The sequence below is a fragment of the Vreelandella sp. L-25 genome, from assembly GCF_056857535.1.
This window is the reverse complement of sequence record NZ_JBSXNH010000067.1, coordinates 24,033-39,268: the sequence shown is the minus strand read 5'-3', so window position 1 is coordinate 39,268 and position 15,236 is coordinate 24,033. Positions and strand designations below refer to the sequence as shown.

The following is a 15,236-nucleotide window of genomic DNA, read 5'->3' as shown; positions in this document are numbered from 1 at the left end:
CGCCGTTCTCGCTTTCACAAAGGATCTCTGTGATGCACAAATGGCTTGTGGTGATACTGCTTGCCGCTCTGGGATTGCTGCAGTACCAGCTGTGGCTGGGAAACGGCGGCTGGCAAGACCTCCAGGAGGTAGAGCAACGCGTTGCCGTGCAGGAAGCCGATAACGTGCCAATGCGTGAGCGCAATGCAAGGCTCGCAGCGGAAGTCACTGACTTAAAAACGGGACTCGATGCCATTGAAGAGCGCGCCCGTAGCGATATGGGAATGGTGCGCACCGATGAACAATTTTATTGGGTGCCCGGTGTTGCCATCAAAAACGAGCTAGTGGGAATCAATGCGGGGCTGGTTTCCCTGCCTGGAGCTATACCACCGAGCAGTGAAGGCGCCGCAGAATGAGTAACACACTATGGCTCGTCGTTCCTGCAGCGGGGCAGGGCAGACGTATGGGGGCCGATAAGCCTAAACAGTATTTGACGTTGAACAATCAGCCCATTCTGGCCCACACCTTGGCAAGGCTTCACGCCGCTTTTCCGCAGGCGCGGTTGGTACTTTGCCTAGACAGCGACGACCGCTGGTTCGACCCCACCTGGGTGCCTTTTGCGCAGTGGCAGCGTGTGTCAGGCGGTGCTGAGCGTATGCATAGCGTATTAAACGCTTTGCAAGCGATGACCGCCGAGGACTCAGACCTCGTGATGGTGCACGATGTCGCGCGTCCGTGCATTACTCGTGATGATCTCCACGCGCTCTATCAAGCAGCGCAGACACACTCAGGCGGTGCGCTTCTGGCAATGCCGGTGGCGGATACCATGAAGCGCGATAACGGTGACCAGCTCAGCCAAATTACCGAACCGCGGGATGGCCTATGGCACGCGCTGACGCCACAGAGTTTCCGTTACTCGCTGCTACGCCATGCGCTTGAGCAGGCTCAGCAAACCGGCACGGTGGTCACTGATGAAGCCTCGGCGGTAGAAGCGCTGGGCGAGGCGCCACGGCTAGTGAGCGGACGCCGAGATAATCTAAAAGTGACCCACCCTGACGACTTAGCCCTGGCGGCTGCCATTCTGGCCGCCCAGTCGGCAACCGCCAGCAACAGGAGTTCCTAATGCGAATTGGCCACGGTTTTGACGTACACCGCTTTGGGCCGGGTGACCATTTAATGATTGGCGGCGTTAAGCTGCCGTTTGACCACGGTTTTGTGGCCCACTCTGATGGCGACGTACTGCTCCACGCGATCAGCGATGCGCTACTGGGTGCCTGTGCGCTGGGGGATATCGGCCGTCACTTTCCGGATACCGACCCCGCCTGGGCCGGTGCTGACAGCCGTGGCCTGCTGCGCCATGTGGTAACCCTGGTGCGTAGCGAGGGGTATCGCGTGGTGAATCTGGATGCAACGTTAATGGCCCAGGCGCCCAAAATGGCTCCCCATATTGACGCTATGCGCGCCGTCATCGCTGAAGATTTAGGAATTAGTCTTGGCCAGGTAAACGTCAAAGCCACCACTACTGAGCGCCTTGGCTTCACCGGGCGCGGTGAAGGCATTGCCGCAGAGGCGGTGGTACTGCTGACGGCCCCAGAGGCGCTGAATGCTTAACCTACCCCCATGGCAGCGTAGCCTAACGCCCGCTTTCGGCGTGCCCGCGCCAGGGCAGTACCGTGCTCAGCCGGAAGACTTTATCGTCGATGAGCAGCTTGATTTTATCCCGGAAGCTCATGGTGAACACCTGTGGCTGCGGCTTGAAAAGCGTAACCAAACCACGTTAGATATGGTGAAACAGCTAAGCCGACTGTGTGGCGTCACGCCTAGAGATATTGGCTATTCCGGCATGAAAGATCGGGTCGCGGTGGCTCGCCAATGGTTAAGCGTCCATTTGCCAGGGCGCGATGCCCCGGCGGATTTGTCGGCTTCTTTGGCAGCGCTGGGGGTTACGGTACTTGAGCAGGCGCGCCACCCACGTAAGCTAAAGCGGGGCGTGCATCGCACTAACCACTTTACGCTACGCCTGAGCGGTGAGGCCGTTCAGTCGGCCGATTTTTTGCCGCGCTGGGAAACGCTCTGCGCCCAGGGCGTGCCCAACTATTTCGGCCATCAGCGCTTTGGCGCAGGGGCGCGCAACTTACAGCGTGCCGCCGCCGTGCTGGCGAAAGGCTGGCGCAAGCGCGACGACCGGCAGGGCATGATGCTCTCCACCGCTCGCAGCTTTTTATTCAATGAGCTGCTTAGCGCGCGGCTGCAGGATGGTAACTGGTGCCAGCCCATCGCTGGGGATGCTCTCATGCTTGATGGCACCCAAAGTGTGTTTGGCATTGAGGCGGTGGAGGAGAGTTTGGTGGAGCGCGCCGCTGCGCTAGACGTTCACCCAACCGGCGTGCTGTGGGGCGTTGGCCGCTCGGCTGAAGGAGATGCTGGGGCTTATGAAGCGCAGCTCGCCGCTCAGCACCCTGCGCTGTGTGAAGGGCTTGAAAAGAGCGGCGTCAGGCGCGGGCAGCGTGCGCTACGTGCCCGGCTTATTGCGCCGCAAATAACCTTCGATGCAGACGCCGTGCTACTCTCGTTTGCCCTGCCGCGAGGCAGCTTTGCCACGGCGGTCATTGGCGAGTTAATTCATCATCCCGACACGGCTTAACGCTGAGGTGAGGAGATTCTGATGCGGCGACTGCTGCTTTCCAACGATGACGGTGTTCACGCCCCCGGCCTTAGAGCGCTTTACGAGGCACTAACACCCCACGCTAACCTACGCGTGGTTGCCCCTGACCGTGACCGCAGCGGGGCCAGTAATTCGCTGACGCTATCGCGTCCGCTTGCGCTGACGGCGTTAGACAACGGCTTTTATAGTGTGGACGGCACTCCGGCCGACTGCGTCTATTTAGGCGTGAATGGGATGTGGGACGAGCGTCCTGATTTGGTCATTTCAGGGATTAACCATGGCAGTAACCTCGGTGATGACGTGCTTTATTCAGGCACGGTCGCCGCCGCGATGGAGGGGCGTAATCTAGGTATGACGGCGATTGCCATGTCGCTGTGCGGCGCCCACCATTTTGCGACGGCAGCCCAGTTTGCCGCGAGCCTCATCGGTGCCGCTGATCAACTCTCACTGCCGCCTCGTACGCTGCTGAATGTGAACGTCCCTGACCTGCCCTGGGAAAAAATCAAAGGTGTTAAAGTTACCCGCTTGGGCTACCGCGGCCCAGCCGAAAAGCCTGTGCCGGTGCAAGACCCCCGGGGCCGTACCCGCTACTGGATTGCCCCGGTGGCGGCTAACGCTGACGACGGTGAAGATACCGACTTTGCGGCCATCGAAGCAGGTTATGTATCGATTACGCCACTGCAAACTGATTTAACGCGCCACTCCGCGCGTCGTGATGTGCAGGACTGGTTGGATGCCTTTGCCTGAGCTATCTCCTGGTGAGCGGCGCGGCCGTGGAATGACTTCCCAGCGCACCCGTGACCGTATGATCAAGCGCCTGATTCAACAAGGCGTGCGTAACCAGTGCGTGTTAGACGTGATGGCCAGCGAGCCGCGTCATCTGTTTGTCGATGAAGCGCTCGCTCATCGCGCCTATGAAGATACCGCTCTACCCATTGGCTTCGGCCAAACGCTGTCGCAGCCGCTAACCGTCGCGCGCATGACGGAGTTAGTGCTGCGCGCGTCGCCCCAGCGCGTGCTGGAAGTGGGGACTGGTTCAGGTTATCAAACGCTGATTTTGTCGCGCCTAGTAGAAACGCTTTACTCCGTGGAGCGAATCTATACGCTGCACGAGCGAGCAGCAGAGCGGCTATGGCGGCTAGGTGCCCCAGCGACATTAGCTGTGGCCGACGGCAGCGAAGGCTGGCCGGAAGCTGCGCCCTTTGACGTTATTTTGCTCACGGCCTGCGCGCAAACGCTGCCGGAAGTATTACTTGAACAGCTGAGTTATGACGGTGTGCTTATTGCACCGCTGGAAGAGTCAGATGGCAGTCAGTGGCTTACCCAAATTAAGCGTATTGGCTCTGCCTTTGAAAAACGCAGGCTTGAACCCGTGCGTTTTGTACCCCTATTGCAAGGAGTGGTGGATTGAAGCGTCGACCCATAGGACTGTTTTTAAAAGGCGCCGGGATGGGCGCTGCCGATGCAGTACCTGGCGTATCGGGAGGCACGATTGCCTTTATTACCGGTATTTATGAAGAGTTAATTAACACTATTAAACAGTTTGGGCCTAGCGCCTTTGGTGCTTGGCGTCGCGGGGGCTGGGTGGGCTTAAGTCGGCACCTGAACTTGGCGTTTCTAATACCGCTACTGCTGGGTGTTGCGGTCAGTTTGGTGAGCGTGGCTCACTTAGCGCTGTGGCTAATGGAGGCGCAACCGCTGCTGTTGGAGGGGTTCTTTTTCGGGCTTGTAGCGGCCTCGGCACTGGTGGTTGGGCAGGCTGGAGAACGATGGAAAATTTGGTACTTGCTGCCGCTGGCGATTGGGTTAATGTTAGCCAAATTGCTTCCCGGCATGATGCCGCTGGTGCTCATGATTGGCAATGAAGCGCTGGTAGTCATAGTGGCTGGCGCTATCGCGATCAGTGCCATGTTGCTGCCCGGCGTATCCGGCAGCTTTTTATTGCTGACGATGGGACTCTACGGCACCATCATGGGGGCTATTCGCAGCTTCGATCTTGGCATTATCATGCTGTTTGGAGTGGGGTGCATCATCGGGTTGGCGCTCTTTTCACGACTGCTTTCGTGGCTATTGCGGCGCTACCATGGCGCGACACTACAACTATTGTTGGGCTTTATTGTTGGCTCGCTACCGGTTCTCTGGCCCTGGCGTGAGCTGTTACGCTACCAGCTAGGTCCCGATGGGCAAATGATTCCGCTGGATTATCGCTATCTATTACCCAGCGATTACGCCGTGCTGACAGGGGCGTCGGCACAGGTAACTGGCGTGATAACGTTGATGGTCGTCGGTGCGCTACTCGTCGTAGCGCTCAACCGTCGTGCGGCCACTCATGCCCAGCATCACTCGACAGATAATCGTTCCATTGATCGTTAGCACGGCGTTGAACAGGAGTAGGGTTTCCATGCGTAAGGTTTTTATGATGACGGTGCTTGCACTGGCGGTGAGTGGCTGTGCCAGTCAGCAGTCCAACACTCCCCAGGTGCGCGATTTGAGCGACGCACGCCGTGCGGTGGAAAACTCACCACAGTACACCGTCAAAGCAGGCGATACGCTCTATGGCATCGCGTGGCAGCACAATCTGGACTATCGCCAGCTCGCCGCCATCAACAATATCGATGCGCCTTACCAAATTTATCCTGGTCAAACCATCGCTTTGCGTGAAGGCGCGGGAGGTATGTCGACTTCGTCTGGCGGCAACGCGTCACCCGCTTCGACCAGCGGTGCCGTTGCTACGGGGCTGCAACCACAAGCCACTGCCGTGGCAAGCAATGACCAGGAGCTCGACTGGCTGCTGCCGGACGAGAGTGCCATCGAGCGCAACCAGCGCCTAACCGCCGAGCGGGCTGAGCGCACGGCGGTGGAAGCATCCCAGCAGGTAGCTGCCGCTGCTAATGCCCCGGTTGAATCCACTAATCAACAGCCGCCAGCCCAGCCCGCGCAGGAGCCAGCGCCCACGCCTGAACCGACCCCAGAGCCAGAGCCGGAACCTGCCGCTGAGCCAGAGCCTGCCGCTCAGCCCACTCAAACCGTCCGCACCGATCGCTCGTCGCGTACCTTTACGCCTGCCGAAAACATCGATTGGCAATGGCCAACCGATGGTCAGGTCATCGGTGAGTTTGGGCAGGGAGGCAGCATTACAGCAGGGATTGATATCGCTGGGCAAAAGGGGCAACCTATTCGTGCAGCAGGCCCTGGTATTGTGGTCTATGCCGGTAGCGGTGTACGTGGCTACGGTAACCTAATACTACTGAAACATAACGATCAGTTTCTCAGCGCGTATGCACATAATGATAGTTTAAGCGTCAAAGAGAATGATGTCGTCGAGGCTGGTGAAGTGATTGCCACGATGGGCGATAGCGATGCAGATGCCGTCAAACTGCATTTTGAGGTGCGCCGCAATGGTCAGCCGCAAAATCCGTTGGACTATCTGCCATCGCGCTAGTCATTACCTAGCAGGTGTAACGTGTCAAGCCTGCTAGGGCAACCCGCATAGCTGAATTAGAGCGTCATATAACAATAAGGTGTATGCGCACAGGGAGTGCGACCACCCTTACTTTTCTAAATGGCGGTTAGGCGAGACAACGGGGGTATGAACATGAGTATGCTGGAGAAGGACCTACAGGAGATTGACCTGGATGAGGTTGAAGAGGCGTTAGATGACGCCGACGACGACGCCACGGCAGAGGAGGAAGCGTTTGAAAAAGCGCTGGGCCGTGAAGACCGTCAATCGACTCAAAGCTTGGATGCGACACAGATCTACCTTAACGAAATTGGCTTTTCTCCGCTGCTGACGCCGGAAGAAGAAGTGTACTATGGCCGCCTAGCGCGTAAAGGCGATGCGCTTGGCCGCTCAAGGATGATTGAGTCTAACCTGCGCCTAGTGGTCAAGATTGCCAGACGCTACCTGAACCGAGGCTTAACGCTGCTCGATTTAATCGAGGAAGGTAATCTTGGTTTGATTCGGGCGGTGGAGAAGTTTGACCCCGAACGGGGCTTCCGCTTCTCTACTTACGCCACGTGGTGGATTCGCCAAACGATAGAGCGTGCGCTGATGAACCAGACGCGTACTATTCGTCTGCCGATTCACGTGGTGAAAGAGCTCAACATTTATCTGCGTGCTGCCCGTGAGCTGACTCAAAAGCTGGATCACGAAGCTACCGCCGAAGAGATCGCTGAGCATCTTGATAAACCGGTCGAGACAGTTAAGAAAATGCTGGGGCTTAACGAGCGGGTGTCGTCGGTGGATTCTCCCATGGGCGGCGACAGCGATAAGCCGCTGATTGATACGCTCACCGACGATGAGGTGCTGGGGCCGGAAGCGTGTTTGGTAGATGGCGACGTGCGCGAACACGTAGACCACTGGCTGGATGAGCTAAGCGAAAAACAGCGCGAAGTCGTGGTACGCCGTTTCGGTTTACGCGGTCACGAGGCAGCAACGCTGGAAGAAGTGGGTGCCGAGATTGGCCTAACGCGGGAGCGCGTTCGACAAATTCAGGTAGAAGCGTTAAAGAAGCTGCGCCGCTCCCTGGAAAAACAGGGGCTTTCCCTCGACGCGATTTTCGAGAGTTAATTCCGGGTCGAGAGTTAAACCAGCTGCTTCCGACAAGCCCAACGGAAGTATTAAATAGCGCACCGAGTTATCTGCTCGGTGCGCTGTTTTTAGGGCGAACCATTTTCATTCATACATTACTGAGTGACTCCGCTCAGTCCGGCAAGTACGCCGGTCAGTGACCTAGTAAGTGAGAGAGCCATGCGCCCGTTAGTGGCCCATATTGATTTGGACGCGCTGCGTCACAACTATCAACTGGCGTGCCGCTGCGCCCCGCAAAGTCGCTCAGTTGCCGTCATTAAAGCCGATGCCTACGGCCACGGTGCACTGGCTTGTGCCCGTGCCTTAGAAACTGACGTTCCGGCATTTGCAGTGGCCTGCATCGAAGAGGCGCTGAGCCTGCGCGAAGGAGGCATCAAAGCGCCCATTGTGCTGCTAGAGGGTATTTTCAGTGCCGATGAGCTGGCACTGGTCGATCAGCACCGTTTATGGATCAGTGTGCACAGTGCGTGGCAGGTCGAAGCGCTGCTGGCGTATTCGCCACGGCAGCCTATTCCTGTTTGGTTAAAGGTGGATTCGGGGATGCACCGTTTGGGGTTCTCGCCGGAGGAGGCGACCAGTGTTTGGCAGCGTTTGGTGGATGCGCCGCAGGTAACGGCGCTGCATCTGATGAGCCACTTTGCCACCGCCGATGCGAAAGATCCTAGCTACTTCAACCGCCAGATGAATACGCTAAAAGCGCTGGCTGCCAAGCTGAAGGCACCGCTGTGTCTGGCCAACTCCCCGGCGACGCTGGCATGGCCTGCCGCACATGGCGACTGGAATCGCCCCGGCGTGATGCTCTATGGCAGCGACCCGCTGGAAGTGCCCAACGAGATCACCCAGCAGCTACGCCCGGTGATGACATTACGCTCAGAGATTATTGCGTTGCGCGAGTTGGCGGAGGGGGAGCAGGTGGGCTATAGCGGCCGCTGGAAGGCCAAGCGACCCTCTAAAATTGCCGTAGTCGCCGCAGGTTATGGCGATGGCTATGACCGCCACGCGGTCGATGGTACACCGGTACTGGTCAACGGCCAGCGCTGCCCCATTGCCGGTAAGGTCTCGATGGATATGCTGACGGTGGACGTTACCGACGTGCCTGATGCCGCGATTGGCAGTGAAGTGGTGCTATGGGGAACTGCTAGCAATGGCAGTGTGCTGCCGGTGGACGAGGTGGCCCGCTACTGCGATACCATCAGCTATACGCTGCTGACCGGTGTTCTGCCCAGGGCGCCGCGGCGTTATCATGGGGCTCACGTTTAAACGGTTATCTGTATGTCAAAAGCGTCTTATCCGCGCTCCTTTGCGCACCCTCGCTACTGGCCGACATGGCTGGCGATTGGCCTAATGTATGTGGCCGCGTGGCTCCCCTGGCGGTTGAAGCTATGGGTAGGTAAAGCGATTGGCCTGCTGGCGTGGCGCTTCGTGAAGCGTCGTCGGCACATCACCGCCACGAACATCGCGCTCTGCTTTCCAGAAAAAAGCGCCGACGAGCAGCGTCAACTGGTCAAAGAGACATTCATTGCCAACGGGATCGGTTTGGTTGAAACCGCAACTGGCTGGTGTCGTGATGCCGAAGGGCTGCGTCATCGAGTGGCCTATCACGGCCAAGAGCACCTTGCACGCGCTAAAGCCCAGGGCAAAGGCGTGCTGGTGGTGGGTATCCACTTTTCGACGCTGGACTTAGGCGGGGCGTTGCACTCGCTGTTCTTCCCGGCAGATGTGGTTTACCGCCCCCATAACAACCCGCTGTTCGAGCGATTTATGACCCGAGCACGTTCACGCATCTTTGGCCAAGCCATTGATCGCCATGACCTGCGCGGCGTGGTGCGCCGCATCAAAGCGGGGCACATCGTGTGGTACTCACCGGATCAGGATTTTGGCCGCGATGTGAGCGTCTTTGCGCCGCTATTTGGTCAGCAAGCGGCGACGATTCGTCTTACGGCCAAAATTGCCCGCATGACGGGCGCCCCTGTGGTGCCGCTTATGTTCCACCGTAATCCGGATAATCGCACCTACACCATTGAGTGTTTGCCCGCCTTTGAAGATTTCCCCAGCGGCGATGAACTGGCCGATGCTGCGCGGGTAAATGCGTTTATTGAGCGGGCGATTCGCAAGCACCCCGAGCAGTACCTATGGCTGCATCGACGCTTTAAAACCCGTCCTGAGGGCGAGGCAGGTTTTTACTAGCCGTATCAACAAAGCGCATAAAAAAAGCTGCCCGCGGGCAGCTTTTCGTTGGCTTGATAGCTTGCTTAAGGCAACGCCTTAATCGAGATTGCGGGAGTAGAAGATCTCCAGCATCTCTTTACGTAGGCGGCTTTCGATATCCCGCGCTTCTTCGAAGGTGATGTCGCGGCGCGACGTGCCGAACAGGTAGTTGTCCAGCTCGAAGTCCTTGAGCAGCATCTTGGTGTGGAACATGTTTTCCTGATACACGTTCACGTCGATCATCTGATAGGCCTGCTTGGTGTCTTCCGCCAAGTAGTCCTGGATCGAGGTGATGTCGTGGTCAATAAACAGCTTTTTGCCATCCACATCCCGCGTAAAGCCGCGCACGCGGTAATCCATGGTCACGATATCGGAATCAAAACTATGGATCAGGTAGTTCAGCGCTTTCAGCGGGCTGATATGCCCACAGGTCGAGACATCGATATCCAGACGGAAGGTACTGATGCCGTTGTCAGGGTGCGACTCCGGGTAGCTGTGTACCGTCACATGGCTCTTATCCAGGTGGGCCACCACGGTTTCCGGTAGCGGGCCTGGGCCTGGTTCGATTTGTCCAGGCGTTGGCTCATCCAGCTCGTGTTCGGCGATCAGGATGGTCACACTCGCGCCATGCGGCTCATAATCCTGACGCGAGATGTTCAGTACATGAGCGCCAATGATGTTGGTGACGTCTTTCAGGATCTGCGTCAAACGTTCGGCGTTGTAAAGCTCATCGATATAGTCGATATAAGCCGCACGCTGCTCTTCGGTTTTGGCGTAACAGATGTCGTAAATATTGAAGCTCAAAGAGCTGGTCAGGTTGTTGAACCCGTGGAGTCGGAGATTATCTGACACTTCCGAACCTCCCTATGGCAGATGAGGACACCCCGACGAGCCAGCGCCGGAACCGATAAACACTTGTCACCGTGCTAACGCAGCCGCCGTGAAGACGACCCCGCACTACGCAGTAAAGGGAAAAACAAGCGGGCGTATTATGCCCGCCCAGGGCGTGGCTTGCATCCAGTCACGCCATTTTTTTGATGCTGCAGCGTCACCCGCGTGGCCAGCCGACCCATGACGGCTCAAGCTTCGCGGATCTCATAGGAGTGAGTGATCTCAACGCCGCCTTTGACCAGCATGATAGAAGCGCTGCAGTATTTCTCTGCCGATAGCTCCACAGCCCGCTGAACCTGCTTCTCTTTTAAGCCACGACCAGTGACCACAAAGTGGACGTGGATCTTGGTGAACACGGACGGCACTTCATCGGCGCGCTCGGCGTCCAGCTCGGCAACGCAGTCGGTGACCTCTGCGCGGGCCTTATCAAGAATGTTCAAGATATCAAAGGCGGTGCAACTGCCCATGCCCATCAACAGCATTTCCATCGGCCGAGGGCCGGTGTTGCGACCGCCGTGGTCGGGTGGGCCATCAATCACAACGCTGTGTCCGCTACCGGATTCCGCTACAAACTGGCGGCCATCGGTCCATTTTACCCGTGCTTTCACGTTGCTCTCCTCATCTTGGCGACGAAAGGTAAGTCGCGCAGCATAACATTTCTAGAAGGCAACGCACGGCTTCATCGTGCGCTGCCAGCTGGTATCAGGCTGATTGAAGGTGCCTATCAAGCTCGGCCAGTCGTTCAGGCGTGCCCACATCGACCCAGTGGCCCGCAAAGTGCTCGCCGCTAACGCGGTGCTCTGCCATGGCCCGTTTCAGTAGTGGGGCCAGGGCGAAGGCGCCGGCAGGTTCAAAGGCGACCAGTTCAGGGCGTATCAAACTGATGCCTGCAAAGGTGAAGCGAGCCTCCCCGTGTGGTGAAACGCGCCCCTGGCGAAGTGAAAAATCGCCTTCAGGGTGATGGGCAGGGTTATCCACCAATACCAGATGCGCCAAATCACCTGCTGCCAGCGTGGAAGCACTCGGTAGGTAGTCACACCACACATCACCATTGACCAGTAAGAACGGCGCATCGCCCAGCAGCGGTAGTGCCTGTTGAATACCACCGCCGGTCTCAAGCGGGCTAGCCTCCTGGCTCCAGTGAATGCGCAGTTGGTAGGCCGAGCCATCGCCCAGTGCAGAGATAATTTGCTCGGCACGGTAGCTCACGTTAATGACCACTTCATTAATGCCTGCACGCTTTAAACGCTCCAAGTGGTGCACGATCAGCGGTTTGCCCGCCACGGGCAGCAATGGTTTAGGGCAGTGGTCGGTGAGCGGGCGCATCCGTTTGCCCAGGCCTGCCGCCAAAATCATCGCCTTCATGGCGCGCCCTCTTCCAGGCGCTGCATGATCGCCGGGCGCAGCACGCCCGTTACCCAGTCGGTAAACTCGCGGTGTTGGGGTAGGGCCGCTAGGCTATCTTCCAGGTGCGCCAAAAAGTGGGGCAGGCGGGCTAAATAGCCTTCTTTGCTGTCGCGCAGCGTCAACCGACAAAAGATGCCCAGCACTTTCAGCGAGCGCTGTGCGGCCATGGCGTGGCACTGCGCTAAAAAAGTTTCCTCGCTGACCGAGCGGGTCAGGCGACCCTCTTGCCGCGCCTGCTGATAGAAAGCGCCGACGAAGGAGGCAAACTGGTCAGCGCTAAAACGGCAGTAGCGGCCCCGCAGTAGCGAAATAACGTCGTAGCTGAGCGGGCCTGCCACGGCGTCCTGGAAGTCGATCATGTAAAGCGTTTGATCGTGCAGCATCAGGTTCATGGCATCGAAATCGCGGTGGACGCTCACCACCGGCTGCGCTAATGCATGCTCTATCAATTTATCGCGTACTGCCTCCCAGCTATCGGGAACTGATAGCGACAGCCAGCGCCCCAGGCACCACTCGGGAAATAGGTCCAGCTCCCGGCCAAGCAGGGCGGCATCGTAATCAGGCAGGGCGGCCGGGTTAGTGCGGTTTTGCAACTGGGCAATGAGAGCGAGTGCGTCTAAATGGCTCTGCTCTGTGCGTGCTGGATCGGTGAAGGTAGCCTGCAGCGGTGTGTCGCCCAAGTCATCAAGCAGCAAAAAACCAGCGTCTAAGTCGCTGGCGTGAATGTAAGGCACAGGCAGCCCGGCGGCGTGCCAGCGCTGGCCGATAGCCACAAACGGCGCCGAGTCCTCCTGTGCCGGGGGTGCATCCATCACCACTTGGGTGTTGCCATCCGGTAGCGTTAGTCGAAAATAGCGCCTAAAACTGGCGTCACCGCCCGCAGCAGAGAGGCGAATGGTGGCGCTATCAAGGCCGTGGTGTTGCGCCGCCCACTGAGTGAGGGCGTCAATCCGAGAAGAGGACATGCAAGCTCCTTGCTGGTCGGGCATCATGCGGGCTGTATAATACCGATTCTGGATGCCAAGGATAACGAACATGGGCAAGCGAATCTCGCGCACCGTACCGGTTGCGCATACGCTGCTGGGCAGTTTGCTCGCTGGCGCCTCGTTTTCAGCGGTGGCGCAGGACCAAACCCTGCCCGCAGAAGCGCTGGACTGGCAGGCCTGGAGCCAAGACGAAGCGCCGCAACAGCTATGTCGGGGGCGCTATGTGATGCCCGCCTACCGCTTGCCAGCGGAAGAGAACCCGGAAACGCTCTCGGTAGAAACCCGGGAAGTGGATTACGCCGCAGACGGTGAAGCCCTGCTGCGTGGCGACGTGGTACTACGCCGGGGCGATACCGAACTGCAGGCAGAGCGCGTCTTTCTACCCGCAGACCGTCAGCAGGTGGATGCTGAGGGCAACCTGGCTATCCGCGATGGACAAGCCCTGGTGCGTGGCGAGCAAGCCACCCTCATGCTGAACGAAGACCGCGCCTCGCTGCGTAACAGCCACTATGTGCTCTACGACCAGCACCTGCGCGGCCAGGCCAGCCAGCTAGAGCAGACCGGCGAAAATCAGTACCGCCTTCAGGAGGCCACGTTTACCACCTGTGACCCCGGCGCCAATAGCTGGCAGTTGGTAGGTAGTGATATTCGCCTCGATCAAGCCTCGGGGTTTGGCACTGCCCGCCATGCGCGCCTGGAAGTTAAAGATGTGCCGGTATTTTACTGGCCGTGGCTGCGCTTCCCCATTGATGACCGCCGCCATACCGGGCTGCTCTCGCCGTCAGTGAGCTTCTCAAGCGATGGCTTTGGTTATACCCAGCCTTTCTACTGGAACATTGCACCGAACCAGGATGCCACCATTACCCCGCGCTGGATGTCTGACCGAGGACTGCTGCTCAACGGCGAGTACCGCTACCTGCTGGAAGAGAGCCAAGGCTTGGTCGAGGGCGGTTATCTCGATAGCGACGGCGGCACCAATAGAGGTGACAACCGCTTTGAAGGCGACGACCGCTGGTACATTGATGCCCAGCACGCGGGCACGTTAACGCCCCGCAGTGATTACCGGCTCCGTTACGGCGCCGCCAGCGACGGGCGCTATTTCGACGACTTTGGGGGTGAGTTCGGCAGCGGTGATCGGGTCAGTATGGAGCGCCTGGCGCAGGTGGACTACCGCGGCGAGCGCTGGCAGTTAGACGCCCGTGCCCAGGGCTTCCAACGTTTGGAAGACCCGCTCAGCGATACCGACCGTCCGTTCTACCGCCTGCCGAGTTTGACCGCCAATGCCAACTGGCAGCTAGACAACGGCCTGTATACCCAGTGGCGCTCGAACGCGACCTATTTCTGGCGCGACGTGGATGAGCGGCGAGTTCCGGAGCGCGAGGCGGCCATCGGTTCGCGCCTTCACCTGACGCCTGCGGTGGGCTGGCGCTATGAGCAGCCCTGGGGCTATATCGAGCCACGCACCGAGCTTTGGCACACTGCTTACGAGCTGGATTATGGCGACCGAGTGACCGATCGCACGACCTCACCGACGCGCAGCGTGGCGATCACTTCCATCGACAGCGGCCTGGTATTTGAGCGTGAGCTTGAGCTAGGCGGGCGCGGTTATCGCCAGACGCTTGAACCCCGCGTTAACTATGCCTACGTGCCGCGTACCGACCAGACCCAGCTGCCGGACTTCGATAGCCGTGAACGGGTATTCTCCTGGGATCAGCTCTGGTCCCCGCACCGCTTCTCGGGGGCTGACCGGGTCGGTGATCTGAATCGCGTCTCGTTGGGCGTACAGTCACGCTTGATCGAAGATAGCGCTGGTCGGGACCGACTCACCTTCGGCGTCGGTCAAAGCTACTACTTCTCCGAGCGGCGCATCGATAGCGAAGGCGACCCGGACACGCTGCCGCCGCGCCCCAGCGAAGACCCTTCCGTGAATCCGGAAAGCCGCTATCAGGCCACCCGTGACCGCTCTCCGCTGGTCACTCGCCTGGATTGGCAAATATCGGATCGCTGGAGTACCGGCTACGAATGGCTCTACGATGACGAGCGTGAACAGACCGAGCGCTCCAGTGTGGATGTACGCTATCGCCACCCGGAAGGGCACGTAGTGAACCTTGGCTACCGTTGGGAGATCGAAGGGTTCGATCCGAGCGTGATACCCGGCGACGATGGCTTCCGTGACTACAGTCGCGAAGAGTGGGATCTTTCGCTGGCGTGGAAAGCGAACCCAAGGATTGATTTGATTGGCCGCTACCTGCACGATCAAACCAACAACCGTCCCCTGGAACAGCTCGCGGGCCTGCAGTGGAACGACTGCTGCTATGGCGTACAGCTGGTATGGCGTGAATGGATCGACGATAACGATACGGCGCGGGTTGGCGATGACTTCAACGACCGCGGGCTATTTTTGCGCTTTGTGTTTCGTGGTCTAGGTGGCGTGGGTCAAGAGGCCGACGGCTACTTTGAGCAGGCGATTCCTGGCTACCGTCCCACGCCCTTATGAACGACCACTTTA

General features: G+C 58.5%; 16 protein-coding genes. 12 read left to right on the top strand and 4 right to left on the bottom strand.

Annotated features, from left to right (window positions below; genetic code table 11):
* The first annotated feature begins 32 nt into the window (after positions 1-32).
* The 11 genes from ftsB (at position 33) to lpxL (ending at position 9,422) form a co-directional block, all read left to right on the top strand.
* Positions 33-395 (top strand): cell division protein FtsB, encoded by a 363-nt coding sequence (ftsB, locus tag AC13CN_RS10780; protein ID WP_044630252.1) that lies wholly within the window; start codon positions 33-35, stop codon positions 393-395.
* Positions 392-1,102: a 2-C-methyl-D-erythritol 4-phosphate cytidylyltransferase gene (gene ispD, locus AC13CN_RS10775; RefSeq protein ID WP_089675380.1), complete on the top strand. Its 711-nt coding sequence runs from the start codon at positions 392-394 to the stop codon at positions 1,100-1,102. Before ftsB ends, ispD begins: the two co-directional genes overlap by 4 nt.
* Positions 1,102-1,590, top strand: a complete 489-nt coding sequence (gene ispF / locus AC13CN_RS10770) for a 2-C-methyl-D-erythritol 2,4-cyclodiphosphate synthase (RefSeq protein WP_062360982.1) — start codon at positions 1,102-1,104, stop codon at positions 1,588-1,590. Before ispD ends, ispF begins: the two co-directional genes overlap by 1 nt.
* Positions 1,583-2,623 (top strand): tRNA pseudouridine(13) synthase TruD, encoded by a 1,041-nt coding sequence (gene truD / locus AC13CN_RS10765; RefSeq protein ID WP_228219445.1) that lies wholly within the window; start codon positions 1,583-1,585, stop codon positions 2,621-2,623. Before ispF ends, truD begins: the two co-directional genes overlap by 8 nt.
* Before the next feature lie 21 nt (positions 2,624-2,644).
* On the top strand, positions 2,645-3,391 hold the full coding sequence (surE, locus tag AC13CN_RS10760; protein ID WP_062374003.1) for a 5'/3'-nucleotidase SurE: 747 nt from the start codon (positions 2,645-2,647) through the stop codon (positions 3,389-3,391).
* On the top strand, positions 3,378-4,055 hold the full coding sequence (locus AC13CN_RS10755; protein WP_054641166.1) for a protein-L-isoaspartate(D-aspartate) O-methyltransferase: 678 nt from the start codon (positions 3,378-3,380) through the stop codon (positions 4,053-4,055). Before surE ends, AC13CN_RS10755 begins: the two co-directional genes overlap by 14 nt.
* The gene (locus tag AC13CN_RS10750) at positions 4,052-5,017 is read left to right on the top strand and encodes a DUF368 domain-containing protein (RefSeq protein ID WP_089675381.1); all 966 of its coding nucleotides are present in this window, start codon (positions 4,052-4,054) and stop codon (positions 5,015-5,017) included. Before AC13CN_RS10755 ends, AC13CN_RS10750 begins: the two co-directional genes overlap by 4 nt.
* A gap of 28 nt (positions 5,018-5,045) precedes the next feature.
* Positions 5,046-6,086, top strand: coding sequence for a peptidoglycan DD-metalloendopeptidase family protein (locus AC13CN_RS10745; protein WP_213262124.1), 1,041 nt, complete (start codon positions 5,046-5,048; stop codon positions 6,084-6,086).
* A gap of 153 nt (positions 6,087-6,239) precedes the next feature.
* Positions 6,240-7,214, top strand: a complete 975-nt coding sequence (gene rpoS, locus AC13CN_RS10740; RefSeq protein ID WP_044630278.1) for an RNA polymerase sigma factor RpoS — start codon at positions 6,240-6,242, stop codon at positions 7,212-7,214.
* 180 nt (positions 7,215-7,394) lie between these two features.
* Positions 7,395-8,495, top strand: coding sequence for an alanine racemase (gene alr, locus AC13CN_RS10735; RefSeq protein WP_044630244.1), 1,101 nt, complete (start codon positions 7,395-7,397; stop codon positions 8,493-8,495).
* Between the two features lie 12 nt (positions 8,496-8,507).
* Positions 8,508-9,422: an LpxL/LpxP family Kdo(2)-lipid IV(A) lauroyl/palmitoleoyl acyltransferase gene (gene lpxL / locus AC13CN_RS10730; protein WP_062373990.1), complete on the top strand. Its 915-nt coding sequence runs from the start codon at positions 8,508-8,510 to the stop codon at positions 9,420-9,422.
* A 78-nt stretch (positions 9,423-9,500) separates the two neighbouring features.
* Here lpxL and speD read toward each other — a convergent pair whose 3' ends face one another.
* From speD to AC13CN_RS10710, 4 genes are all read right to left on the bottom strand, one after another.
* The gene (speD, locus tag AC13CN_RS10725) at positions 9,501-10,295 is read right to left on the bottom strand and encodes an adenosylmethionine decarboxylase (RefSeq protein WP_058577493.1); all 795 of its coding nucleotides are present in this window, start codon (positions 10,293-10,295) and stop codon (positions 9,501-9,503) included.
* Between the two features lie 227 nt (positions 10,296-10,522).
* Positions 10,523-10,942: an OsmC family protein gene (locus AC13CN_RS10720; protein WP_054641169.1), complete on the bottom strand. Its 420-nt coding sequence runs from the start codon at positions 10,940-10,942 to the stop codon at positions 10,523-10,525.
* A 94-nt stretch (positions 10,943-11,036) separates the two neighbouring features.
* Positions 11,037-11,699: an N-acetylmuramate alpha-1-phosphate uridylyltransferase MurU gene (murU, locus tag AC13CN_RS10715; RefSeq protein ID WP_253557031.1), complete on the bottom strand. Its 663-nt coding sequence runs from the start codon at positions 11,697-11,699 to the stop codon at positions 11,037-11,039.
* Positions 11,696-12,706: an aminoglycoside phosphotransferase family protein gene (locus AC13CN_RS10710; RefSeq protein ID WP_253557032.1), complete on the bottom strand. Its 1,011-nt coding sequence runs from the start codon at positions 12,704-12,706 to the stop codon at positions 11,696-11,698. Before AC13CN_RS10710 ends, murU begins: the two co-directional genes overlap by 4 nt.
* Before the next feature lie 70 nt (positions 12,707-12,776).
* On the opposite strand from AC13CN_RS10710, the gene AC13CN_RS10705 reads away from it, so the two are divergent.
* Positions 12,777-15,224: an LPS-assembly protein LptD gene (locus AC13CN_RS10705; protein WP_253557033.1), complete on the top strand. Its 2,448-nt coding sequence runs from the start codon at positions 12,777-12,779 to the stop codon at positions 15,222-15,224.
* Positions 15,225-15,236 lie beyond the last annotated feature (12 nt).